The sequence below is a fragment of the Anaerolineaceae bacterium oral taxon 439 genome, from assembly GCA_001717545.1.
Taxonomy (GTDB): Bacteria; Chloroflexota; Anaerolineae; order Anaerolineales; family Anaerolineaceae; genus Flexilinea.
The window spans coordinates 1531239-1553995 of sequence record CP017039.1 but is presented as its reverse complement, the minus strand read 5'-3'; the positions used below and the strand labels follow the sequence as shown (position 1 = coordinate 1553995).

Here is a 22757-nt window from a genome sequence, read left to right as displayed (position 1 = left end):
AAAAGAATCATGATCACAGCGACAGGAAAAAAGAAATCGCGAACAGACGCAATCAAAATTTACCTGTATAAAAACTGGCAATTCTGGGCATTGATTGCGCTGCCGGTTATTTACCTGATTATTTTCAATTACATCCCGATGGGCGGGATTATCTTAGCGTTCAAGCGATTCAGCCCCCGAAAAGGAATCTTCGGTTCGGATTTTGTCGGATTGATGTACTTCCGGCAGTTCCTCGGCGCCCCGTCCAGCCTCCGGATTATCAGGAACACGCTCCGACTGGGGGTTTATTCCCTTCTCGTCGGGTTCCCGATCCCGATCCTCCTCGCGCTGGCGATCAACGAAGTCAAGCACCAAAGGCTCAAAAAATTCGTCCAGATCGTTACCTACGCGCCTTATTTTATTTCGCTCGTCGTCCTCGTCGGAATCATGATGCGAATCATGGACCTCAGGACCGGTATCCTGAACCACCTGATCGTTGCGCTCGGCGGAAAACCGGTCAACTTCTTCGGATCAAAAGATATCTTTCCGCATCTTTACGTCTGGAGCGGCGTCTGGCAGATATCCGGATATGCGTCAATTATCTATATCGCCGCGCTCTCGGGCGTCAATCCTGAATTACAGGAAGCGGCGATTATCGACGGCGCATCCCGGGTTCAGCGGATCTGGAACGTGGACCTGCCCGCGATCCGCCCCACAATCGTCATGATGCTGATTTTCAACGTCGGCCAGATCATGAATATCGGGTTCGAAAAGGCTTACCTGATGAAAAACTCAGTGAATCAGGCGAACGCGGAAATTATTTCAACGTTCGTCTACGAAATCGGGCTTAAAAACGGCGATTTCAGCTTTTCAACCGCCGTCGGGCTGTTTAACTCGGTAATCAGCCTGCTGCTTTTCGTTTTCGTCAACGAAATTTCGAAACGGCTGACCGAAACGAGCGTCTGGTAGGAGGAAAAACGATGTTTACTGCCCGAAAGAAAACGATGCAGGAAAGCGCGCCGGATAAAGTCTTCCTGTTTTTTATCTATCTGCTGATGATCCTCATCCTGCTGATCATCCTGGTGCCGCTCTTGTACGTCGTCAGCGCCTCCTTCTCCGATCCGCAGGCGGTCATATCCGGAGAGATGAAGCTCCTTCCCGTCCGGCCGACGCTTCGCGGCTACGAAGCCGTCTTCAGGTACCATAAAATTATCCTTGGCTTCCGGAACTCGTTCTTTTACATGGTCGCCGGAACGCTGATCAATCTGGTCATGACCATGCTGGCGGCGTATCCCTTATCCCGACCGGAATTCAAAGCGAGGAGGGTCCTTTCGTTTTTCTTCATGTTCGCGATGATCTTCAGCGGCGGGCTCGTCCCGACGTTCATGGTCGTCGAAAAGCTCGGCCTGATTAACACGGTCTGGGCCATGCTGATTCCGAACGCGCTGTCGATCTGGAATCTGATGCTCTGCCGGAACTATATTATGAACAACATCCCGAACGAGCTGTACGAAGCCGGCGTCCTGGAGGGCTGTACCCCGTTCCGGTTCTTTACCACGATCGTCATCCCGCTCAGCAAGCCGATCCTTGCCGTTCTGGCGCTGTACTACGGAATCGGCCACTGGAACACGTATTTCAGCGCGCTGATCTACCTGAAAGACCCGAATCTTCAGCCGCTCCAGATCGCGCTCCGGGAAATCCTCGTGATCAACAAAGTCGACCCGACGCTCGTCGTCAACGCCAAGGCGCTCGCCGATATGCAGGGATTGACCGACCTGCTCAAGTATGCCGTCATTGTCGTGTCGTCGCTGCCGTTGATGCTGATCTATCCGTTTGTTCAGAAATACTTCGTCAAGGGAATCATGGTCGGTTCGGTTAAAGGATAAAAAACAACCCGGTAAAAGTGGGCCGCTGGAAATCTGGCGGCCCACTTTTTTAAGAACGATCCGCAGGCGTCCGTCCGCGGATTCCTGATCTTATTCGTCAATCGGCGAAAACGTCACGCGTTCCGCCTCGATCTCAACCTCGATCGCCATCGCCAGACGGCCGCCGACAGTTTCCGGAATTCTGACGCCCCAATACGAATCGCCTTCCAGCGTCCGTCCCCACCGGACGGACGCCGGTTCGCCGCTCCCGACGACACGCGCGGCGATCGGCTCATGCGGAACGTTCGGGAACGGCAGCTCCTCGCCGGCATACCGTCCCGGATCGAGAATCGTCAGGTAAACCCGGTTCGGCTTCCCGGTGATAAAAATCCGATCCAACTCGTAGATATACGGCGGCGTCGGGACCGACCCATACAGCGCGCTTCCGTTCTCCCGTAAAAAAACGCCGACCTGATCGAGAATCGCTTTCGACGCGTCCGGAATCTTCCCGGTTCCGTCCGGGCCGACGTTCAGCAGGTAATTTCCCCCGCGGCTGATAATCTTCATCATCTTTTCAAGAACCTCCGGGACCTGACGCCAACGCTGATCGGAAGCTTTATACCCAAACGATTCGTTCGTCGTCGCCGGGACCTCCCAATGCCGGTAGATCGGGAACGCCGGTAGACGGTTATCCTGCGTCGATAAATAATCGCTCGCGCCATGCCCAATCCGCCCGCTGATAATACAATCGGGCTGAAGCTCCTTGACGACGGCGCGCAGCGTCATCGCCTGATCCGCTGTCATCTCCATCGGCGTATCAAACCAGATCATCCCGACCGGGCCATACTGCGTCAGCAGCTCTTTAACCTGCGGAATACATTTTTCATGGAAATAGCGTTCGAAATTCTTCCCGGAATTATCCCGGTACGCGACGTAGCCGTCCGGATCGTCCCAGTCCTGCGCCTGAGAATAATAGACGCAGAAAACCAACCCCTGCCGACGGCAGACGTCCGCCAGCTCGCCGACGAAATCCCGCCGGCAGGGCGATCGCTTCACGCTGTTATAATCGCTGCACCGCGAATCAAACAGCGCGAACCCGTCGTGGTGCTTCGCCGTGAGGCAGACATATTTCATTCCCCAACGGATCGCGTCACGAACGATTTCGTCCGCCGAAAAATGGATCGGATCGAAGCGGTCGGCTAACGCCCGATATTCTTCAAGCGGAATCCCGGCCCGGTTCAAGATCCATTCCGCCAACCCCGGGACGACTTTTCCGCGATACTCGCCCCCCAGGATCGAATACAGCCCAAAATGAATAAACAGTCCATATTTCCCATCCGTGAACCATCGCGGGAGCGCCGCCCGCTCCACGCCCGAAGCTTCCTTTTTCATCACGATTGACCTTCCTTCATCCCACCGCCATCCTTCGCGCCGACGGCTAATATCTCTGAAACCAGCCGGACCGTTCCAACGTTATAGTTACTGAACGAATAAAGACCCCGTCCCTCCGAATCGATCGCCAGGATAAACGGGCGCCGCTCGTCCCCCGCGTTCATGAGCTGATGCAGCCGTGATTCGGCGGCAGCGTCCGCCGCCCAACAGGCGCGAACGCTGGGGAACGTTTCTGAAACGCGTCGGAACGTCCGCTGATTCAAATCATCCTCCGGACGCAGAACCAGCGTTATCGGAACGGTGCGCCGTCGAATCTCGTCCTCCGCTTCAAGAAGCTCGTTGAAAAAATGCTCGGTGGGTTCGGAACCAACGTCGACGAAGGCGAGAACCTCGCCGCTGTCCGATCGCACCGGAACGATCGCCGGACCTCCCGAAACCATCCGCAGCACAGTTTCTCCGATCGGAACGTACCGGAAAAACGTCGTCAGCGGATCCGCAGTCGGGACCGTAACCGGAATCCGCTCCGGACCCGCGGCTGAAATCGCAACAAACCGCACCGACGTCTTAACGCTGCCGTCGAGCTGCCGCGTTCCGGTCACGATCCGGTAAAACCCGTCCGGAACCGTTAACCGCGCCGTCGCCGCCGCTTCGGGCTCCGTATAGTTCAGCGTCTGGAACCCGTTTTCTTCGAATCGCTGAATCGTCAGGTTCCGCCAATAGCTCATCGGCGAGCCATCGGCGCTTTCGAACCAGACCCACCGAGCTTCCGGCGCAGCCACTTCATCCGCATCCGAAACCAGCGGACGAAACGCGCCGTCGGCCCAGATCCGCGGAACGCCGGTAACCGGATCGAGATCCGCGGCGAACCCGAGCGAACGCGCCGCCTTCACGAACGCGATCCGGGCCGAATTCGGATCCGCGATCCCATTGCGTAATACGTCGGCCGCGCCCGCCGATAAATCGGAATACGACGCCCGCTGTTCAATTCGAATCCGCTCGCGCCAATCCGCGTAAAGTTCCGCGCCCGAGGAAAAATTCAGCCCCCATCCCCGGTACAGCGCCTGAATTTCGGCGCGTTCCGGAACGAGCGTCTCGTTCGCGACCCGAAGCGACAGCACACCCCGCCGGTAAACGTCCTCCGGATAAAGCGCCCTGACCGGACGGCTCGCGCGGAGCCCGTCCCGAAGCGCCGCGGCGGTTATATCGACCAGATCCTTTTCGCGAAGCAGGCCTAACAGCTCAAACTTTTCATCCGCCGAAAACCCCGCGTCCGCGAGAAAATCGATCACCTCGTCAAGATTCCCACGCGCGCCCAACAGGAAAGGCTCGAAGCGCGCCTGATACGACGAGGACGCCCGGAACGCCGCCAGCCGCGGATTCTCCGCCAGAGCCGTTTCAAATGCCTCAATCGACGCGGCGCAGCGCCTGATCCGGGCTGCGTGATCCGGGGTCAGGACGTCCGTCTCAGACGCCGCCCTGAACGATTCAGACGGGGGTCGCTGAACGAAATCATAGCCGGTCAGCTCCGACCAGGGACGAAGCGTCAGCGACACTTCCCGATCCTCCGTCAGCGTCGTAAATCCGAACGCCGCCCGATCCGCTTCAGCAGCCGAAAGATGAACCGTGCCGCGGCCAAATTCGGCCGAGACGATCCCGTTGGCATCCGTTTTCGCCGTCAGGACCGGATAAAGCTCGCCATAATTGACGATTTCAAAGCGGACCGCCGTTCCCACAGCCGCCTTTCCGTCCCGGGAAACGCGAACCGTCAGCCGCCGCGTCGCGCCGTATTTCGCCGTGCGGTTGAGGAGCGAGGTAATATCGGTCGAGGACGAAACGATCTCGTTTTCGAACCGTGTTCCGAACGACTGCGCCTGGATCAGGATCGCCTTCGACGCCGACGCCGTAAACCAGCCCTTATCCAGCCGCGGTTCCGGTTCGCAGGCGCCCATGTAAAACCATTCGCCGTCAGCGTACGCCTCGACCCAGGCATGATTATCATCGCAGTGCGCCCACCGCGGCGTATAAATCTGACGGGCGGGGATCCCGACGCTGCGCAGCGCGCTGACCAGAAACGTGCTCTCCTCACCGCAGCGGCCAAACCCGCGCCGGAGCGTCGTCAGCGGCGACGCCGTGCGTTCGTCGGTCGCCCGGTACGTGACCCGCTCTCCGCACCAATCATTAACCGCTAAAATCGCTTCGCGTTTCGGTCTTCCTTCGATCCGTTCCCGAAGCGCGTCATAGAAAAAATCGCGGTTGAATTCGATTTTTTCATTATTAACGCGATAAAAAAGCAAAAAATTCAAGAAGATATCGGGCGGAAGCGAACGAACTTCGGGGTCCCTTTCCGCGAGCCGGAGCGTATGCCGGATGACGCGGACGACGATCGAAAACGAAACGCCGATCAGGTCCTGAATCGGCATGAACGCCAGACAGAACTTCAGGCAGAACGTTTCCGTTCGATCCAACCCGCCCAACACCGCGCCAATTTTACCGTGAAACGAGGCGAGCCGCGCCTCCGCCGCCCGGTAATCGGCCTCGATCCGCCGCTCTGTCTCCGGGGTAAAGATGGATTCCATGCGCCTTCTCCTCCGTAACTCATCAAAAATTTTCGATAATCGCCTGAATCGCCCCGCCGACGAGATGCCCGAGATGATCATAGCGCGAAAACCGCAGCGAAAAATTTTCCTTGGCGTATTCGTTAATATAGGAACGATAATGATCCTTGATGAGCTTCCTGAGAATCGGGAACTTATAAACGAGACTCCCATAAAGGATAATCACCTCGGGCGAATAAGCCATCGCGACCAAATTAATCGCCAGAGATATCCCGGTCACGACCTTCGTAACCAGCTTCAAAGCCCATTCCTCCCGATCGATATACGACGAGAAAACTTCTTCGATCGTAAAATCGCTGCGAATCCCGGTCGCCTCCTGAAGAATAGCCCATTCGGCGATATCCGTCTGAAGGCAGCCGATCTGACCGCATTCGCACAAACGTCCGACCTGATTCATTACGATATGCCCGATTTCGCCCGCAATATTATTCTGCCCCCGATAAATTTCGTTATTGATAATAACCGCCGCGCCGATCCCGTCGCCAACGTTCAATACGACCAAATCCGAAAACGCACGTGAATCGCCAAAATACATTTCCGCTACCGCCACCGCTTTAATATCATTCTCGACCAGGAAGCGAAACTCAGGCATCAGTTTTTCCATTTTACTCGCAAGCGGGACCTCCTGCCAGCGGAGCATAGAGGAAAAGCGAACGAAGCCGCCCGCGTTATCAACGATCCCCGGCACGATCACTGAGATAATCGGAATGACCTGAAGATCGGGGCGTTCCATAAAATATCGGTTGGCTTCGTCGCGGAGAAAGAGCAGGAAATCATCAACGCCGAAATCCGATACATGCACCGTCAGCGTCCGACAATCCAGAATCCTCCCCGTCGAATCGACAACCCCAAGATACGTCTCATCGCGCTCAACGTAAATCACGAACGCCCGCAGCGCCTGATCGTTGAGGCGGAGATCCTTCGAAGGCCGCCCCAGAGTGCCTTGCTGTTCCGAGTCGACGAGTTCGATCAGGCCGCGCTGAATAAAATCGTCGGTAATCCGCGAAACCGATACTACACTGAGCTTCGTGATCCGCGCCAATTCTCCTTTTGATATGGATTGACCGCGAATAATATTGCTGAGGATGAGACGCGTGTTATACGCTTTCATCCCGTCCTTATCCATTTTTTGCTGCCGGTTGTTTTCCATAAATAAAATCGCCAGGCCTCCGCTCCCTTATAATCTTCCGCCCTTATTTTAACATGATGTAATTAATCCGGGAACGGTAAAACGACTGGCTGAATTGTACCGAATTTGAAAGACGCCTTGACAGATTTTCGCGATGTGATGTAAAATATTGAAGCTTAAGGGATTGAGTACGGGCCTGTAGCGCAGTTGGGAGCGCGCTTCAATCGCACTGAAGAGGCCGTGAGTTCGAATCTCACCAGGTCCACAATTATTCTCCTGAGTCAATCCCCGGGCCTATAGCGCAGTTGGGAGCGCGTCTCAATGGCATTGAGAAGGTCGTGAGTTCGAATCTCACTAGGTCCACCTTAATTATCATAAAAAACTGCCAGATCCGGCAGTTTTTTTACTCCTCTCGCCCCTATCGCACGCCCATCCCACCAGCCGCACGGAGAACCCGCGGCATCGCCGTAAAATACGATATAATATCCCGGTCAGATTATATCAACAGGAGTCCTTATGGCATTGGTGTTAGACGCAATGGGAAGCGATCGACATCCGGTCCCGGAGATCGAAGCCGCGATCCGGTTTTCACGAGAAACCTCAGAAAAAATTTACCTGACAGGGCATCGCGACATCATTTTTTCCGTCGCGAAAGAATCCGATTTCGCCGGATTACCGATCGAATTTGTGCATGCCGACGACGTTTTAGAAAGCGACGCGAAAGCGGTAACCAGCTTCAAAGAAAAACCGAACAACTCCATGGCGGTCGGGCTTCGTCTTGTCCGCGAAGGGAAAGCTTCCGGATTTTTAACCAACGGCTCGACCGGCGCGGCGCTTTTCGCCTCGCTCCGAATCCTGGGCCGGATTAAAAACGTTTCCCGCCCTTGCCTCGCGACATATTTCCCGACGGAAAGCGACGATTGTATCCTGCTCGATATCGGCGCGAATTCCGACTGCCGTCCCGAATTCTTGCATCAGTTCGCGGTCATGGGCGCGGTTTACGCTGAGAAGATGCTGGGGGTCAGCAACCCCAGGATCGGCCTCCTCAGCAACGGCGAGGAAGAATCCAAGGGAAACGAATTAGCGCGCGAAACGTTTAAACTGCTCGCCGCCTCGGCGCATCTCAATTTCTACGGGAATATCGAGCCGAAAGAAGTCTTTACGCATAAAGTCGACGTCGTCGTTACCGATGGCTTTTCGGGAAATATCTTCATGAAAACGACCGAGAGCACGGCGAGAATGGTCACGGAAATCCTGAAGGCAGGATTCCTTTCCAACCCGCTGACAAAGCTGGGCGCGCTGCTGAATAAATCGACGCTCCGGACGCTGAAAAAGAAAGTCGATCCGGAACGGATCGGCGCGGCTCCGCTCCTCGGCGTCGACGGGCTCGCTTACGTCGGGCACGGCCGTTCAAATACGAACGCAACGATCGGCGGTCTCCGCCGTGTTAAAGAAGCGGCCGACGGGAAGCTGATCGACGAGATCCGCCGCCGGATCCCGCTCGAACTATCCAGGGAATCAGGAGAGTAAATCACACATGTATATCTATAAGAACGAAAAGAAATTCAAGAAAAATAAACTCATGTCGCAGGTCCTGACCGGCGTCAGCTTCGGCGTCCTGATCATTGGCGCGGTCCTGGCGTTCTCCGAACAGTATTTTATGTACTCGTTTATCGCGCTCCTGACCGGCGTCATTATTTCGCAGCTTTCAATCACGCTGACGACGAACTGGGGACGGGAGCCCTCGAACGACTTCATTTTTAACGTCAAGCTCAAGGGCCTCAGCGATAATTTCTCGATTTATCACTACATGGAACCCGTGAACCATCTTCTCGTCGGGACCGCCGGCGCGTTTATCCTCCTCCCCTGTTTCCAAGGCGGGACGATCGGCTATGACGAAAAGAAGGGGCGCTGGACCCAGAAAAAGGCCTCGTTCTTCATGAAAATCTTTGGCCAGGAGGGCATCGGACGTCCGGATCTCGAAGCGGACGCCGCCATCGAAGCAGTTAAAAAATATTTTGCGGAAAAGGAGATCGATTTTCCCGCCGACGCGATTCACCCTGTCCTCGTTTTTATCAACCCGAAATCAGAAATCGACCCGGAAGCGAGGTTCAGATACGATACGATTCCGCTGGATAAGATCAAGGACCTGATCCGAAAGTACGCGAAAGAGAACCGTTTTTCGCCGGAATTTATCGACGAAGTCACGGACAAGCTCCCGCTCGACGATATTGAATAAAAAAGATTCCGGAAAAGAAAAACCGTCGTCAAACCAGCCTCAGCAGGACCGACGCAACGGACTTCTCCCTCTTATCATCGCTGAGAACAGGAGAGTCCGCCGTGTCGGTCCTCGTTTTATTTCATGTCCAGAACAGGCATCTGAATTGGTCATCCCCCGCCCGATACCGCATAAGCGCCCAGGCGATCGCCGCCGTTCCCGTCCGATATCCGAAGAAGATTCATCAGCGAACTTCGCGAATTAACGGTTTTTTCTCAAGCCGAGGCGAAATGATCAGAATCAGGGGCTATTCCTCTTCCCCGATTCCCCAAAGTCCGCCTTTCAGGACCTTCAGCGACAGCAGCGCGCATTTCAGCCGGACCGGTCCCAGCTCGTCAAACCCAAGAAGCTCCAAAACGTCGTCTTTCGACAGGTCCTTCAGATCGTCGATCTTCTTTCCGATAATCGATTCGACCAGTAAATCGGCGGACGCCTGCGATATGGCGCAGCCATGACCCGAAAAACGCGCGTCGGTTACGACGCCCGCGTCGTCTACCCGCAGGTCGATCCGCAGGTGATCCCCGCAGAGCGGGTTCTCGTCCTCGAAGCTCAGGTCATGTGGATCGAGCTCCCCGCGATACTGAGGGTTCTTATAATGATCCAGGATAACTTCACGATATAAATCGTCCAACGGCCACCGCCTTACGCAAAAATTTGAATCACGCGCTTTAATCCCGCTGCGAGACGCTCGACGTCCGCTTCGGTATTATAAAGGTAGAACGACGCGCGCGTCGTCGCCGGAATCCTGAACCGGTCATGAATCGGCATCGCGCAATGATGCCCCGCGCGGACGCAGATCCGAGCCTCGTCCAGGAGCGAAGCCACGTCGTGCGGATGGACGCCGTCGATCGTGAAGCTGACCAGGCCGCCGCGTTCACGCTGCGGACCGTAAATCGTCAGCCCCGGAACAGTCCGGAGCACCGTGATCGCGCGCTCCGTCAACATCTGCTCATGTGCCGCGACGTTCTCCATCCCCAGCGCGCTCAGGTAATCGACCGCCGCGCCGAATCCAATCGCTTCGGCGATCTGCTTCGTGCCGGCTTCAAATTTGTACGGTAAATCGGCGGCCGTGAACGAACGGAGACCAACCTTCCGAATCATGTCCCCGCCGCCCAGGAACGGCGGCATCGCCCGCAGCAGAGCTTCCTTCCCGTACAGGATGCCGATCCCCGTCGGACCCAGCATCTTATGCGCCGAGAACGCCAGGAAGTCCGCGTCCAGCGCCCGAACGTCGACCGGCTGGTGCGGAACCGTTTGTGCGCCGTCGACGAGAACGAGCGCCCCGGCGTCGTGCGCCGCGCGAATCATCTCCGCGACCGGAGGAACCGTCCCCAATACGTTCGACATCCCGCCGATCGCGACCAGCTTCGGTTCCCGGGTCAGGATATCACGGTAAACGCCCTGATCGAGCGTCCCATCGTCCAAAACCGGGATCACCTCAATCTGAATTCCCCGCTCCGCAGACAGCATCTGCCAGGGGACCAGGTTCGAATGATGTTCATATTCCGTGACGACGACGCGATCGCCGGCAGAAAGCGACCGCCCCCAGCATTTCGCGACCAAATTAATCGACTCGGTCGTCCCACTCGTATAGATAATTTCGCGCGTCGATTTCGCGTTCAGGAACGCGCGGATCTTTTCCCGCGCCGCTTCGTAAGCGGCGGTCGCCTCTTCCGAAATCCGGTAGACGCCGCGATGAATATTCGCGTTCATCTCCGTATAATACCGATCCATCGCCGCTAAAACCTGATTCGGACGCTGCGACGTTGCGCCGGAATCCAGATAACAGAGCGTCCGCCCGCTCCCATCCGTCGCCGTCAGGATCGGAAAATCCTCCAAAACACGCTTCACGTCGATCATTCGCTTCTCCACGCCGCTCATCGTTCCGGAACGTCCGCCGCTTACATCGCCCGTCTGCATGGGCGTACGTCGGGCGAAGAAAACGGAAAGCTCAGCAGCCGATCGGGAACCATCCACCCCTCCGTCAGGAAAACGTTCGTACGGAACTGAACGGAAATCATTTTCGATTCCGGATTGATATGTACGATAATTCCACGCAGCCAGCCGGTCGTCCGCGCTCCGCGCCGTTCGTGGTCGCAGAAAACTTCAACAATATCTCCAACCTGATATCCGGCGTCCGGCTCAGGATCGCGCATCGCAGGAGGATTACTCATCTTGATTCTACCATCCTTTCACAGCGGTTCAATTTTGCATGGATATGCGACTGGATACGGTCCCGAATCAGATCGGACGAGATCGAATCCAGGATCGACCCGAAAAATCCGTCGATAATCAGCGCCCGCGCTTCTTCTTCCGGAATCCCGCGGGACGCCAGGTAAAAAACCTGATTCCGATCGATCTCGGTCATCGTCGTTCCATGGGAACATTTCACATCATTCGTAACAATTTCCAGCCCCGGACGGGCGAAAACGCGCGCTTCAGGATCCAGGACAAGATTGTCGTTTTTCTGATACCCGTCCGTTCCGGTCGCCTTTGGGTCCACGTAAATCATCCCGGTCCAGGTCGCATGCGCCCGGTCCCTGACCGCGCCTTTATAAAGAAGCGAACTATATGAGTTCCGCCCGTAGTGGTTCTGCCTCGTGTTCATCGTGATCCGCTGATCCAGATTCCCGAAAAAGACGCCGTTGATCCTGGCCTGCGCGCCGTCGCCGACCAGATTGACCGTCAGCTCCGCCATCGAGCGCGCCGACCCAACCTCGGCGGTAATCCAGTCGGCCGCCCCGCCCGCGCCGATCGCCATCGTCGTATCGCGAATACAGAAAGCGTTCGCGTGGAAATCCTGAATTTCATGCGCCTTCAGCGAGGCGTTTTCTCCGACGACGAGCGTAACCGGACTCAGGAAGAGGATTTCGTCCGACCCCGAACCGGAACGCAGGTTCAGCGTAAACGTCGCTTCGGAATCGTCTTCGAGAAGCGCCCAAACGCGCATCGCGCCCAACCGGCCCGCCTCGCTCAGAGATGCGTCCAGCAGGAAGTCCCCTCTGGCCCGAACGCCGCGGGGAACATAGAGGACAACCGTCTCCCGCGCGATTCCGTCCAGCGCCGCCGCCAGCGCGATTTTCCGCGCCGCTCTGACCCGTTCGATAATCCGCGCCGCCAGCTCGGGCTCCGACGCCGTAAGCTCTTCGAGCGATTCAAAACGGACGCCCCGTTCCGCGGCCGCGGGAGCGATCCAACGCCGGCCCGATCCGTTTTCCCATCGGTACCATCCGCCAGTTCCCGCCGCGTCATCGCTCCGCGCCACACGCTCGGCGCGCCGCGGCGGGTAAGCCCGATCCGCGACCGTTTCAAGAAGCCGTTCCCGCTCAGCTTCGCCGAGCGCCGTCATACCATTCATTGCATCGAAAAGACCGCGGAGATCCGACGCAGCTTCGATTATTTTTTCCATCGTCCCTCCTACCCGACCGACCCGGACATCTGTAGCTGGATCAGGCGATTCATCTCGACCGCGTACTCCATCGGCAGCTCCTTAACCAACGGTTCAATAAACCCGGAAACGATCATCGTCGTCGCGTCCGCTTCCGAAATCCCGCGGCTCATCAGGTAAAACAGCTGCTCCTCGCCAACTTTCGATACCGAAGCTTCATGCCCGATCGAGACCTTCTGCTGCTCGATGTCCATCGTCGGATACGTATCCGATTCGGAATGATCGTCGAGGATCAGCGCATCGCAGACGACGTTCGCTTTCGCGTTTTCCGCCTTCTTCGTGACCTTCAGGACTCCGCGGTACGACGACCGGCCGCCGTCCTTGCTGATCGACTTGGAAACGACGTTACTCGTCGTGTTTGGCGCGAAATGCATCATTTTCGTCCCGGCATCCTGGATCTGATCCCTGCCCGCGAAGGCCATCGACAGCATCTCGCCATGCGCTCCGTCCCCCATTAAATAACAGGACGGATATTTCATCGTCACCTTCCCTCCCATATTCGCGTCGACCCATTCCATTGTCCCATGCGCCATGACCTTCGCGCGCTGCGTAACCAGGTTATACACGTTCGTCGACCAATTCTGGATCGTCGAATAACGGACCCGCGCGTTCGGCGCAACGTAAATTTCGATAACGCCGCTATGGAACGAGCTCTCGGAATACTGAGGCGCGGTACAGCCCTCAACGTAGTGAACCTGAGCGCCTTCGTCCGCGATAATCAACGTCCGCTCGAACTGGCCGATATTCGGCGAATTCAGCCGGAAATACGCCTGAAGCGGGAGATCGACCTTGACGCCCTTGGGGACGTAAACGAACGAACCGCCCGACCAGACGGCGCTGTTCAGCGCTGCGAATTTATTATCACGATACGGGACGATCGTCCCGAAAAACTTCCGGAAAAGATCGGGGTGCTGTCGAAGGCCGTCTTCGATACTGAGGAAGATAACGCCCTGCTCTTCGAGAAAGGCCAGAATACTATGATAGACCATCTCGGATTCATACTGCGCCCCGACGCCGGCGAGGAATTTCTGCTCCGCTTCGGGGATCCCGAGCCGGTCGAACGTATTCTTAATCGTGTCCGGAACGTCGTCCCAGGAACGCTCGGAACGCTCGGACGGCCGGACGTAATAAACCAGGTTGGATAAATCCAGTCCGAACAAATCGGGCCCCCAACCGGGCATCGGTTTTTCGAAGAAATGCGCTAAAGCTTTCAGCCGAAACTCGAGCATCCATTCCGGCTCGCCTTTCAGCTCGGAAATCTTCCGGACGACGTCCTCGGTCAGTCCGACGTCCGTCTTAAATATCGCCGTATCCGGATCGCGGAAATTATACAGCTCCGCAAATTCGCCGATCGGCTGTTCTATGAGTTGATTCTGTTCCATGCGTTCGCCTTTCGCGCGGTCTACTCGCGGACCCAGTCGTACCCGCGTTCCTCAATTTCCAGCGCCAGCTTCGCGTCGCCCGACCGGATCATCCCGCCGTCCATCATGATATGAACGTAGTCCGGATGAATCTCGTTCAGGAGACGTTGATAATGCGTAATCATGAGAACGCCCATCCCGGTTTCCCGAACCAGTCGGTTGACCCCTTCGGCGACAATCCGCATCGCGTCGATATCGAGTCCGGAATCGATCTCGTCCAGAATCGCGATTTCCGGTTGCAGGACAGACATTTGCAGAACCTCCAATCGCTTCTTCTCACCGCCGGAAAATCCGTCGTTCAGGTAACGTCCCGCGAATACATTGTCGATTTTCAGCAGCGCCATTTTCTCTTTCAGCATTTTCCGAAAAGCGGCGATCGAAACCGGCTTCGCTTCCGGATCTTTCTTCTTCGCCTTGGCGTTCAGCGCCGTTCGCAAAAAATTCGCAACAGTTACGCCCGGAACCGCGATCGGGCTCTGAAACGCCAGGAACAACCCGGCGTTCGCCCGTTCGTCGACGCTCCAGTCGAGAATCGATTCCCCGTTTAAAACGATATCGCCTTCGGTAATCTCATAACTCGGATGGCCCATAATCGCGTTGGATAACGTCGATTTTCCGGCCCCGTTCGGGCCCATGATCGCATGAATTTCACCGGGACGAACGGTTAAGTTCAAATCGCTGAAAATCAGTTTATCTTCGATTTGAACCGATACATGTTTGATTTGCAACCCTTGCATGGTCATAAATTCTCCTGAAAATATCTCATGATCCGGCGCGCCGTTTCATGAACGAACTAAATCTGACGTTCGGTCCGGCGCTTTTTAAAGCCATTTCATAAAAATCGACAGACGCTGGAGCGCCGATTATAACGCGCGAATATTATACCAGACGCAATCCGTCCGTCGCAACGGCAAAAGCGATTTGAATACACTGTTAATAAAACGCTGACAATTACAACAATTCGGAAGGTCAAATTTATATGTTTTTATTTTTTTATTTTATAAAACATTGAACGGCTGAATACATAAATTTCCGATCCGGGCGCTCGATAAAAAAAAGGGCGCCCGAGAAACCCGGAAACGCCCTTACTTATGCTCGGGAAATCGATACGCTCCGCGTTACGAATCCGCGCCGTTATCCTCCGAAGCGTCCGGCCCGGAACGCCGCTCCGGCTTTATACCGGCGCTGCCCACTTCCGGATCCGTCGTCTCCGGCGCGCCGGCCGGAGTAAACGCGGACGGCTGCACGATTGAACCTTCGTCGGGAACCGTCCCGCTTGCGGGGATATCCCCACGAAGCGCCGTTCCGCTGCGTCCGCCGCGCTGAGCATATTGTTCATAGAGGTACTGCGAAACCGCGCCTAAGCCGAACGTCGCCGCGAAGAATTTCGGCGTCCAGCTGATCCACCAGGGCAGCGCGTCAAAGACCGCGAAGACGACGATCAGGGCGACCGCGCCGACGAACGTCAGCCATTCCGGACGCATCGTCAGCTGAATTCGCCGCTTCAGCTCTTTCCCGATCAGTGAAGCGACGACGACAAACCCGCAGAAGATCGCGATAATGTAAACCAGGATCAGGATCAGCGCAACCGGAATCAGGATCAGCGTAATCGATAAAAAGAGCGCCGCAACAGGAACCAGAAACAAGACCGCCGCGCCGATAAACCAAGTCAGTCCGCGATTTTTATTCAGGTACGTTTCCGCGGCCGCGACATGCTTCGGGGCAAAAATCGCCAGCAGCAGCGCGGCGGCGGCGATCAGCAGGAAGTTCGTCAGGAACGAGAACGCCGACGTAAAGGCGCTGCGGACGGTCCGGAATCCGCCGAACGGGAAGAAATGAGCTCTGCGCTCCGCGACGATCTCCTCCGGATCAAATTCCACTTCAAAATCATCGACGATCCCCCCGATAACTTCGCCGCGGATAATCGAGCCTCTTGAACGATTGAGCTTTCCGCCGACCGTCTTGACGTTTCCTTCGACGATAGCGTCTTCTTTCAGGTGAACCTCGCCGCCAAGGACGACGATATCTTCTGAAACCGTTCCCTCAACGGTAATCTCGCCGCCATAAACGCGGATCGTTCCGAAAATTTCCGTCCCCTGATCAAACTCAGCCTCCCCGCCGAAAATCGTGATATCGCCGTATATTTTCGCGTCTTTCCGGACTTCAAGCTCGCCGCCCATGACCGAAATATTCCGTTTGACCGTTTCGCCTTCGCGAATCGTCCGCTCGCCGCCGAGGATCCGGAGATCGCCCACGGCCGCTTCCGCGCGCGTCGCTCCGAAGGCGACGGCCCATAAAAGGACCGCGGCCAGAACCGCAATTGACATGCCAGATAACCGCCATTTATTTTTGTTCATATGAAACCTCTCTTTCAGTTTGAACCTGATTTTTCCTGATACTCAGAAGGACGCCGAACCCGATCAGGAACGCCGCCGAAATCATCGCGCAGCCGAAAATCAGCAGCGGGGTGCGAACCCTGCCCAACAGATAAGCGATCCCTTCGGTAACGACGCGCGCCTTTTCGATAAAATCCACAGCCTTCAGGATCGCCGACATCAGGAAATGATTCCCCATCATCGTCAGCTGTACCGACAGGCAGGAAAGAAGGACGCCAATCAGAACAACAGTCAGCAGCCACCTTCGGGCGCCGACCTTCGAACGCAGCGCCGCGTTCGCAACGGCGTTCTCAGTGCGTGCCGCGAATCCCGGCGCTGGCGCAATCGCTTCTTCGCGAAAGAGAAGCTCGCTGACCGCTTTCCAGTCTTCAATCGCCAGCCGGCACGATTCGCAGGCCGCGGCATGCGCTTCGAGCTCCTCCCGCTCCGTCTCGCTCAACGGCTCATCGCAAAAGATCAGTCCTTCGTAATAATCATGCTCTTTCATCCTGCAACCTCCGGTACCGCCGGTTCCCGAACCTGACGGTACAATCCGACCAACTGTTTCCGTGCGCGAAAAAGGCGGCTCTTGACCGCGGACTCGCTCAGCCCGACCGCCGCGCCGATTTCCCGATCCGATAAATCGTCCCAGTATCGGAGGACGATAATCGCACGATCGACCTCCGTCAGCCCGTCCAGGAGCGAACGGACCTCGTCCGCCCGCTCCCGATCGCGCAGCGCCTCTTTCGGCGTCGCGACCCGATCCGGAATAACCTCTTCCATCGTCTCGTCGATCTCGACTGTCGCGACCCGCTTCTTGCGAATCATGTCGATACAATGATTCGTCGCGATCGCTAAGACCCAGGTCGAAAATGTCCGCTGGGCGTCGAACCGCCCGATGTTTGTCCAGATCTTGACGAATACCTCCTGTGCCGCGTCCTCCGCGTCCCGAACGTTATAACTCAGCATCCGATAACAAAGGTTATAGACGCTCGTCTGAAACCGATCAACCATGACGGAAAACGCGGCGGTATCGCCGTTTTTTACACGATTGATAATTTCAAGTGGGAATTCCTGGCGCATCGTTTCCTTTCTCGTATACCTTAACATACGAAGCCGATTCAAATCGGTTTCAAAATCGCCGCGCTTTTTTTCCCGCTCTCTAATCCTGGGTTGATTGAACCGCCTGAAAACTGAAGCGGCGCAAGCGGGAGAAACTGGGTCCGCGCTTGCACCGCTATCATGATTCGACTGATAAAGAATAAAGCTATACGACTTCGATTCCGCGTCCGGCGACAGCCTCGCCGATAACGCGCGCAAACTGACCCTTTTCGGCCGCGGCGGCCAGGAACGCGTCCAGCTTCGCTTCCGGAATCCCCAGCAGCAACCCGCCGCTCGTCTGCGGATCGAAGAGCATCATCCGTTCCTGCGCTGAAATCCGATCGCTGAAACGGACGTTGGGTCGATAATACTTCTCGTTTTCATACGCGCCGCCCGGAAAAAGCCCCTGCGCCATGTACGGTTCGTAATTCTCGACGAACGGAATCTGGTCCCAACCGTACCGCAGCCCGACGCTCCCGTCGCGGATCATCTCCCAGCTATGGCCCAGAAGACTGAAGCCGGTCACGTCCGTTCCCGATTTCGCGCCGGCCGAAACCGCCAGCTCCGCCGCCGTCCGGTTCAGCGTTTTCATCCAGCCCGTCACCCGTGCGAAATCTGCCGGGTCGGCCTTTCCGGCCTTATTTGCGGTCGACATCAAGCCAAATCCCAACGGCTTGGTCAGGACCATTCGGTCGCCGGGACGCAGCTTCCCTTTATACAGGATGCGCTCCGGATGAACCGTGCCAACAACCGCGAGACCGTATTTCGGCTCCCGATCGCGGACCGTATGTCCTCCGACAATCGGGCATCCGGCTTCAAGCGCTTTCTCAGCGCCGCCGCGGAAAATCTCGGCGATCGTTTCCGGCGGTAAATCCGTCGGCATGGCGGTAATATTCAGCGCCATCAACGGTTTCCCACCCATAGCGAAAACGTCGGACAGACTGTTCGCCGCGGCGATCGCACCATAATCGTATGGATCGTCGACAATCGGCGGAAAAAAATCGGTCGTAAAAACGAGCGCTAATTCGTCGGATATCTTATAAACCGCGGCGTCGTCCGCCCTTTCCAGTCCGATTAATAAATCAGGGAATTTTTCCGCCGAAAATAAATTCCCAAATGGGTTGATCACGTCGGTCAGGACCTCCGCGCGCAGCTTCGCCGCGCACCCTGCGCAAAACGCTAATTCCGTCAATCGTATCTTCTCGCTCATCGTTCCTCCCTGATCGACTCCTGCGGCGGTCAAAGCCGCCAGGAAAATAAATATTAACAAAATAAACGGCGCTTCAATTATAATTATGAAAGCGCAGCGCGGCAACCGCGCCGCAGCGGATCAAATCCCATGGAAAATATCCTGAGAAAAACGCGCCCTGATCTTTCCAGCTCCGCCGGGATCGCGATCCTCCGGCCCGGATCGATCGTCAGCTTCGTCGGCGGCGGCGGAAAAACGAGCGCGCTTTTTTCGTTAGCCCGACGCCAGCGGCGCCCGGTCCTGCTGACCACGACGACAAAAGTCGGATTCAATCAGATCCAAGCCGCCGATCGAATCCTGACGCCCCGCGATTTTTCAGCGGAACCGGAAATCGTTGGCGCGGAGCGCGTTATCTGGGTTTCCGAACTCCATGGGAACGGCGGAACGGGGAAAATTTCCGGAATCTCCGACGCCGATTTCGCGGAACTGGCGCGGCGCGCGGCCAAATTCGGCTATTCGATCCTGATCGAGGCCGACGGGGCGCATAGACGTTCCATCAAAGCGCCCGAGAAGCACGAACCGGTCATTCCGCCGGAAACGACGGCCGTCGCCGCCTGTATCGGACTGAGCGTTCTCGACCGGCCGGCGACCGACGAATCGGTGCACCGGTTAGCACGCTATCTCGACTGCGTCGGAGGACAGCCGGGGGAAATCATCAACGAAGAATCGATCCTCCGACTCATTGCGCATCCGGAAGGCAGTTTTAAATCGACCCCAGGCTCCGCCGAACGAATACTCCTCCTGAATCAGGCCGATAACGAGGATCTTCTCGGTCGCGCGCTGAAAATCGCGGACCGCGCGCTGTCGGCTGCCAGCGCCGATCGGGTCTGGATAACGCGTTTGAACCGCGGGGAATGGCTCTGCGAAATGACGCGTTCTGTAAAATAAGGAGGTACGATGACCAATCGATTGATCTCAAAAACGATCGCGCTCCGCGGCGCGGGGGACCTGGCGACCGGCGTCGCGATCCGGCTCGTCCGTTCCGGCTTCCGGGTCGTGCTGAGCGAACTGCCGGCGCCGCTCTGTATCCGGCGGACAGTTGCGTTCGCTAACGCCGCATTCAGCGGTGAAACGCGAGTCGAAGACTGGAGCTGCCGCGTGGCGGCGAACGCGGAAGCGGTTCCGCAGCTATGGGAAAATGAAATCGTTCCGCTCCTGATCGATCCGGAGCTGAACGAAATACGGCGGCTCAGGCCCGACGTCCTGATCGACGCCCGGATCATGAAAACCTGGCGCAACGATACGTCGCTGAACGACGCCGAGCTGGTAATCGGGCTGGGGCCGGGTTTCCGGGCTGGAGAAAACGTCCATGCCGTCGTCGAAACCAACCGGGGCCATCATTCAGGCAGGGTTTTCTGGGAAGGCGAGGCGGAACCGGATACCGGCGTCCCCGGCCTGATCCGCGGCGAAGGCGCGGCGCGCGTCCTGAAAGCGCCCTGCGCGGGCGTCTTCCAACCGCTCGTCGATATCGGAACCGCCGTCGTCAGGGATCAACCGATCGCCGAAATCCATGAAGCGAACGGCGGAGCGGTCGTCGGAACGATCTGCGCCTCGCTCGACGGGATCGTTCGCGGCGTCCTGTACCCGGGATTAACGGTTAAATCCGGTCTTAAAGTAATGGATATTGATCCCCGCGGGGACCCGGCGCATTGCTTCAGCGTCTCCGACAAAGCGCTCAGCATCGCCGGCGGCGTATTGGAAGCGATCCTGACGTTTTACGCGACTAAAGGTTCGTCCCGCGAAAATCGATCAGCTGCGCGGCGATACTGACCGCGATTTCGAACGGCGTTTCTCCCGCGATCGGAATCCCGATCGGCGAAGTGACCCGCCGCAGCTGCGCATCGCTGACGCCCTCGCCGCGCAGCCGCTGGTAAATTCGTTCACGTTTCGAAGTGCTCCCGATCATGCCAATATACGGCGCGTCCGTCGTCAACGCCCATTTCAGCACGTCATAGTCGCCCAAATGACCCCGCGTCAGGATTACGATACAATCGCGCGCAACGACGCGAAACCGCGATAAATCCGTGTACGTCTCGACAAGATGACGTTCCGAATTGGGGAATCGCTCGGAACTCACAAATTCAGCCCGGTCGTCGATAACGATCGTCCGGAACGACGCTAAATTCAGCAGGAGAACCGTCTCCTTCGCAACATGCCCCCCGCCGAAAACAAAAACGCGGATCGCCGGCGAAATCGCTTCAAGAAAAATATCGTCCCGTTCGAGAACGCTCGAATGGACGCTAATCCGGCCGGGCGTTCCGCGAAGCGAAGCCAGATCAAAATCGGCTCCGGAGAACGGCGCGGTTTTCGTCCCTTCCGCGTCAATGAAACAGAACTGGTCGGCGCGCCCGTCGCCGGCGCATCGTGTCACCAGCCAGCCAGGTTCATTCTCGATCTCGGATCGTGCCGCCGCCACGAAAACGTCGCGAACCGAAGGAACGCTTCCGTCAAGAACACTGATCAGGATATCGCCATATCCGCCGCAGATCATATCGGAATTCGCCGCATCCTCGTTAGTCAGGTCAAAATGCTGCCGGGTCCCAAACCCGGAAGCGAGCGCTTCTTTCGCCGCCTCGATCGCCATCGCCTCCAGCTTCCCTCCGCCGATCGTCCCGAGGATCGTTCCGTCGCGATAAACCGCCATTTTCGCCCCGGCATGCCTCGGGCTCGATCCAACGTTTTCAAAAATCGTCGCGAACGCGACCATCTCGCCGCGGGATAAGCGGTCCGAAACCGTTTGATAAAAGTTATACATGAATTTCAATCTCCTGAATCAACCGCCCTCGTTTTCATCCGCGCGCAGCTTTAAACAATCGCACAGCCAATCGATATGCGCCCGGGTCGTCCGGGCCCGGAACTGGAGAACCGCGCGCTGAAAAGCGGCGTCATCAGGGAGCTCCGCTAAATAGAGCTCCTGCTGCGCGAGCCAACTCCGACAGCAATCGATCTGAAGCGCGATCCCATCGCGATACTCAGCCAGCGGCGCTTTCATCAAAAAAAACAGCTTCATCAGGAAATCGCGACGCAGGTTCCGCTGTTCCGCGACCGGAGTTGCGAGCCATTCTTCAAATCGGTCGGCCCCCGCGCCCGTAATCGAGTATACCTTTCGCGCGGGGAACGTCAGATAATCGGAGTCCGCGGCCCAGATCAGCCCCGCCTTTTCGAGCTTCTCCAGCGTCGCGTATAATTGGCTCTGATTAAACCGCCAAATCAGCCGCAGCTCCTCGTCCTCGCTCAAGCGTTTATGCAGGTCGTACGGATAAATCGGCTGCGCCTGGATCAGCCCCAATAAGAAATATTCGCTTGTGTACGGCTCCGGCCTTCGCGGCATGGTCCCTCGATCCTTATTGTTTCCTGTTATTATACTCTCTTCGCTGGGCGCCGGCCTTTTTGCCGCCCTTGGTGTCTGCGTTTCAAATTTCCGCAGTCAAGATAAGAACCAGTTAACAATACAAAGCCAGCTCTAATTATTTGATAAAATAATAGGAAGTTCCTGTAATAAGTTTTGGACCAACCAGTAGGAGCTTAGAACCGTACATTCGACGGGACCAACGCGTGCAGGAAATCGAAAATATCCTCGCCGCGCAGTCAAATTTCCGGAACGCGGCCATGATCTGCACACAAATAACCGGCGCTAAAGTCAGTCCAGCCACCCTCGGGCGGGATGTTCATCGTGTCAGCGGTCGGATCGCGGAATCGGATCGGCTTTCCTTTCCAGAAGAAAAAGGAAAGATCGAAATCGAAATCTTATACGGCGAATCGGATGGGATTCACGTCAGACTTCAGAGAGACCCGCGTGGAAAGAAATCCGTGGAGATTCGAGCCGCTATCGCCTGCCCCGGTAGAAATGGCTGTCCGGAAACAGAAAACTGATGATCTCAAGCGCCAGGAGGATGAGATCCTGC

22 protein-coding genes and 2 tRNA genes are annotated in these 22757 nt (G+C 56.6%); 9 read left to right on the top strand and 15 right to left on the bottom strand.

The window, feature by feature from the left end:
* Positions 1-9: 9 nt before the first annotated feature.
* Both BEQ56_06990 and BEQ56_06985 read left to right on the top strand, forming a co-directional pair.
* On the top strand, positions 10-948 hold the full coding sequence (locus tag BEQ56_06990; protein ID AOH43240.1) for a sugar ABC transporter permease: 939 nt from the start codon (positions 10-12) through the stop codon (positions 946-948).
* Positions 949-959: 11 nt separating this feature from the next.
* A complete protein-coding gene (locus BEQ56_06985) occupies positions 960-1865 on the top strand; it encodes a sugar ABC transporter permease (protein AOH43239.1) in 906 nt (301 codons plus the stop codon).
* Positions 1866-1955: 90 nt separating this feature from the next.
* On the opposite strand, the gene BEQ56_06980 is transcribed toward BEQ56_06985, so the two are convergent.
* The 3 genes from BEQ56_06980 to BEQ56_06970 are packed head-to-tail and all read right to left on the bottom strand — an operon-like array spanning position 1956 to position 7001.
* The gene (locus tag BEQ56_06980) at positions 1956-3236 is read right to left on the bottom strand and encodes a hypothetical protein (GenBank protein ID AOH43238.1); all 1281 of its coding nucleotides are present in this window, start codon (positions 3234-3236) and stop codon (positions 1956-1958) included.
* The gene (locus BEQ56_06975; protein ID AOH43237.1) at positions 3236-5812 is read right to left on the bottom strand and encodes a hypothetical protein; all 2577 of its coding nucleotides are present in this window, start codon (positions 5810-5812) and stop codon (positions 3236-3238) included. The genes BEQ56_06980 and BEQ56_06975 overlap by 1 nt, the downstream gene beginning before the upstream one ends.
* A gap of 22 nt (positions 5813-5834) precedes the next feature.
* The gene (locus BEQ56_06970) at positions 5835-7001 is read right to left on the bottom strand and encodes a hypothetical protein (GenBank protein AOH43236.1); all 1167 of its coding nucleotides are present in this window, start codon (positions 6999-7001) and stop codon (positions 5835-5837) included.
* A 171-nt stretch (positions 7002-7172) separates the two neighbouring features.
* Here BEQ56_06970 and BEQ56_06965 point away from each other — a divergent pair.
* The 4 genes from BEQ56_06965 (at position 7173) to BEQ56_06950 (ending at position 9219) form a co-directional block, all read left to right on the top strand.
* Positions 7173-7248: transfer RNA gene (locus tag BEQ56_06965), tRNA-Ala, on the top strand.
* Positions 7249-7270: 22 nt separating this feature from the next.
* Positions 7271-7346: transfer RNA gene (locus BEQ56_06960), tRNA-Ala, on the top strand.
* 150 nt (positions 7347-7496) lie between these two features.
* Entirely contained in the window at positions 7497-8510 is a 1014-nt protein-coding gene (locus BEQ56_06955; GenBank protein AOH43235.1) for a phosphate acyltransferase PlsX, read from the top strand.
* Between the two features lie 7 nt (positions 8511-8517).
* Positions 8518-9219 (top strand): hypothetical protein, encoded by a 702-nt coding sequence (locus BEQ56_06950; GenBank protein AOH43234.1) that lies wholly within the window; start codon positions 8518-8520, stop codon positions 9217-9219.
* A 286-nt stretch (positions 9220-9505) separates the two neighbouring features.
* On the opposite strand, the gene BEQ56_06945 is transcribed toward BEQ56_06950, so the two are convergent.
* From BEQ56_06945 to BEQ56_06900, 10 genes are all read right to left on the bottom strand, one after another.
* Positions 9506-9889, bottom strand: coding sequence for an SUF system NifU family Fe-S cluster assembly protein (locus BEQ56_06945; GenBank protein AOH43233.1), 384 nt, complete (start codon positions 9887-9889; stop codon positions 9506-9508).
* Positions 9890-9900: 11 nt separating this feature from the next.
* Positions 9901-11139 (bottom strand): cysteine desulfurase, encoded by a 1239-nt coding sequence (locus BEQ56_06940; GenBank protein AOH44449.1) that lies wholly within the window; start codon positions 11137-11139, stop codon positions 9901-9903.
* A 20-nt stretch (positions 11140-11159) separates the two neighbouring features.
* Positions 11160-11414 carry a hypothetical protein gene (locus BEQ56_06935; protein AOH43232.1) on the bottom strand — a complete coding sequence of 85 codons (255 nt, stop codon included), beginning with the start codon at positions 11412-11414 and terminating at the stop codon, positions 11160-11162.
* Positions 11415-11428: 14 nt separating this feature from the next.
* Positions 11429-12667 (bottom strand): Fe-S cluster assembly protein SufD, encoded by a 1239-nt coding sequence (locus BEQ56_06930; protein AOH43231.1) that lies wholly within the window; start codon positions 12665-12667, stop codon positions 11429-11431.
* 8 nt (positions 12668-12675) lie between these two features.
* Positions 12676-14088 carry a Fe-S cluster assembly protein SufB gene (locus tag BEQ56_06925; protein ID AOH43230.1) on the bottom strand — a complete coding sequence of 471 codons (1413 nt, stop codon included), beginning with the start codon at positions 14086-14088 and terminating at the stop codon, positions 12676-12678.
* Positions 14089-14108: 20 nt separating this feature from the next.
* Positions 14109-14870, bottom strand: coding sequence for a Fe-S cluster assembly ATPase SufC (locus BEQ56_06920; protein ID AOH43229.1), 762 nt, complete (start codon positions 14868-14870; stop codon positions 14109-14111).
* A 375-nt stretch (positions 14871-15245) separates the two neighbouring features.
* Positions 15246-16484, bottom strand: a complete 1239-nt coding sequence (locus BEQ56_06915; protein ID AOH43228.1) for a hypothetical protein — start codon at positions 16482-16484, stop codon at positions 15246-15248.
* Complete coding sequence (locus BEQ56_06910) at positions 16471-17010, bottom strand: hypothetical protein (protein AOH43227.1); 540 nt, start codon at positions 17008-17010, stop codon at positions 16471-16473. Before BEQ56_06910 ends, BEQ56_06915 begins: the two co-directional genes overlap by 14 nt.
* Entirely contained in the window at positions 17007-17585 is a 579-nt protein-coding gene (locus BEQ56_06905) for a hypothetical protein (GenBank protein AOH43226.1), read from the bottom strand. The genes BEQ56_06910 and BEQ56_06905 overlap by 4 nt, the downstream gene beginning before the upstream one ends.
* A 184-nt stretch (positions 17586-17769) precedes the next feature.
* Positions 17770-18741: a selenide, water dikinase SelD gene (locus tag BEQ56_06900; protein AOH44448.1), complete on the bottom strand. Its 972-nt coding sequence runs from the start codon at positions 18739-18741 to the stop codon at positions 17770-17772.
* Positions 18742-18942: 201 nt separating this feature from the next.
* Here BEQ56_06900 and BEQ56_06895 point away from each other — a divergent pair, with 201 nt between their 5' ends.
* Both BEQ56_06895 and BEQ56_06890 read left to right on the top strand, forming a co-directional pair.
* Positions 18943-19740, top strand: a complete 798-nt coding sequence (locus BEQ56_06895; GenBank protein ID AOH43225.1) for a hypothetical protein — start codon at positions 18943-18945, stop codon at positions 19738-19740.
* Positions 19741-19749: 9 nt separating this feature from the next.
* The gene (locus BEQ56_06890; protein ID AOH43224.1) at positions 19750-20622 is read left to right on the top strand and encodes a hypothetical protein; all 873 of its coding nucleotides are present in this window, start codon (positions 19750-19752) and stop codon (positions 20620-20622) included.
* On the opposite strand, the gene BEQ56_06885 is transcribed toward BEQ56_06890, so the two are convergent.
* Together BEQ56_06885 and BEQ56_06880 are read right to left on the bottom strand one after the other, a co-directional pair.
* Positions 20576-21607 carry a hypothetical protein gene (locus tag BEQ56_06885; protein AOH43223.1) on the bottom strand — a complete coding sequence of 344 codons (1032 nt, stop codon included), beginning with the start codon at positions 21605-21607 and terminating at the stop codon, positions 20576-20578. The two genes, BEQ56_06890 and BEQ56_06885, sit on opposite strands and share 47 nt — an antisense overlap.
* Positions 21608-21625: 18 nt before the next feature.
* Complete coding sequence (locus BEQ56_06880; GenBank protein ID AOH43222.1) at positions 21626-22183, bottom strand: hypothetical protein; 558 nt, start codon at positions 22181-22183, stop codon at positions 21626-21628.
* Positions 22184-22407: 224 nt separating this feature from the next.
* Between BEQ56_06880 and BEQ56_06875 the strand changes: the two genes are divergently transcribed.
* Positions 22408-22725 (top strand): hypothetical protein, encoded by a 318-nt coding sequence (locus tag BEQ56_06875; GenBank protein AOH43221.1) that lies wholly within the window; start codon positions 22408-22410, stop codon positions 22723-22725.
* Positions 22726-22757 lie beyond the last annotated feature (32 nt).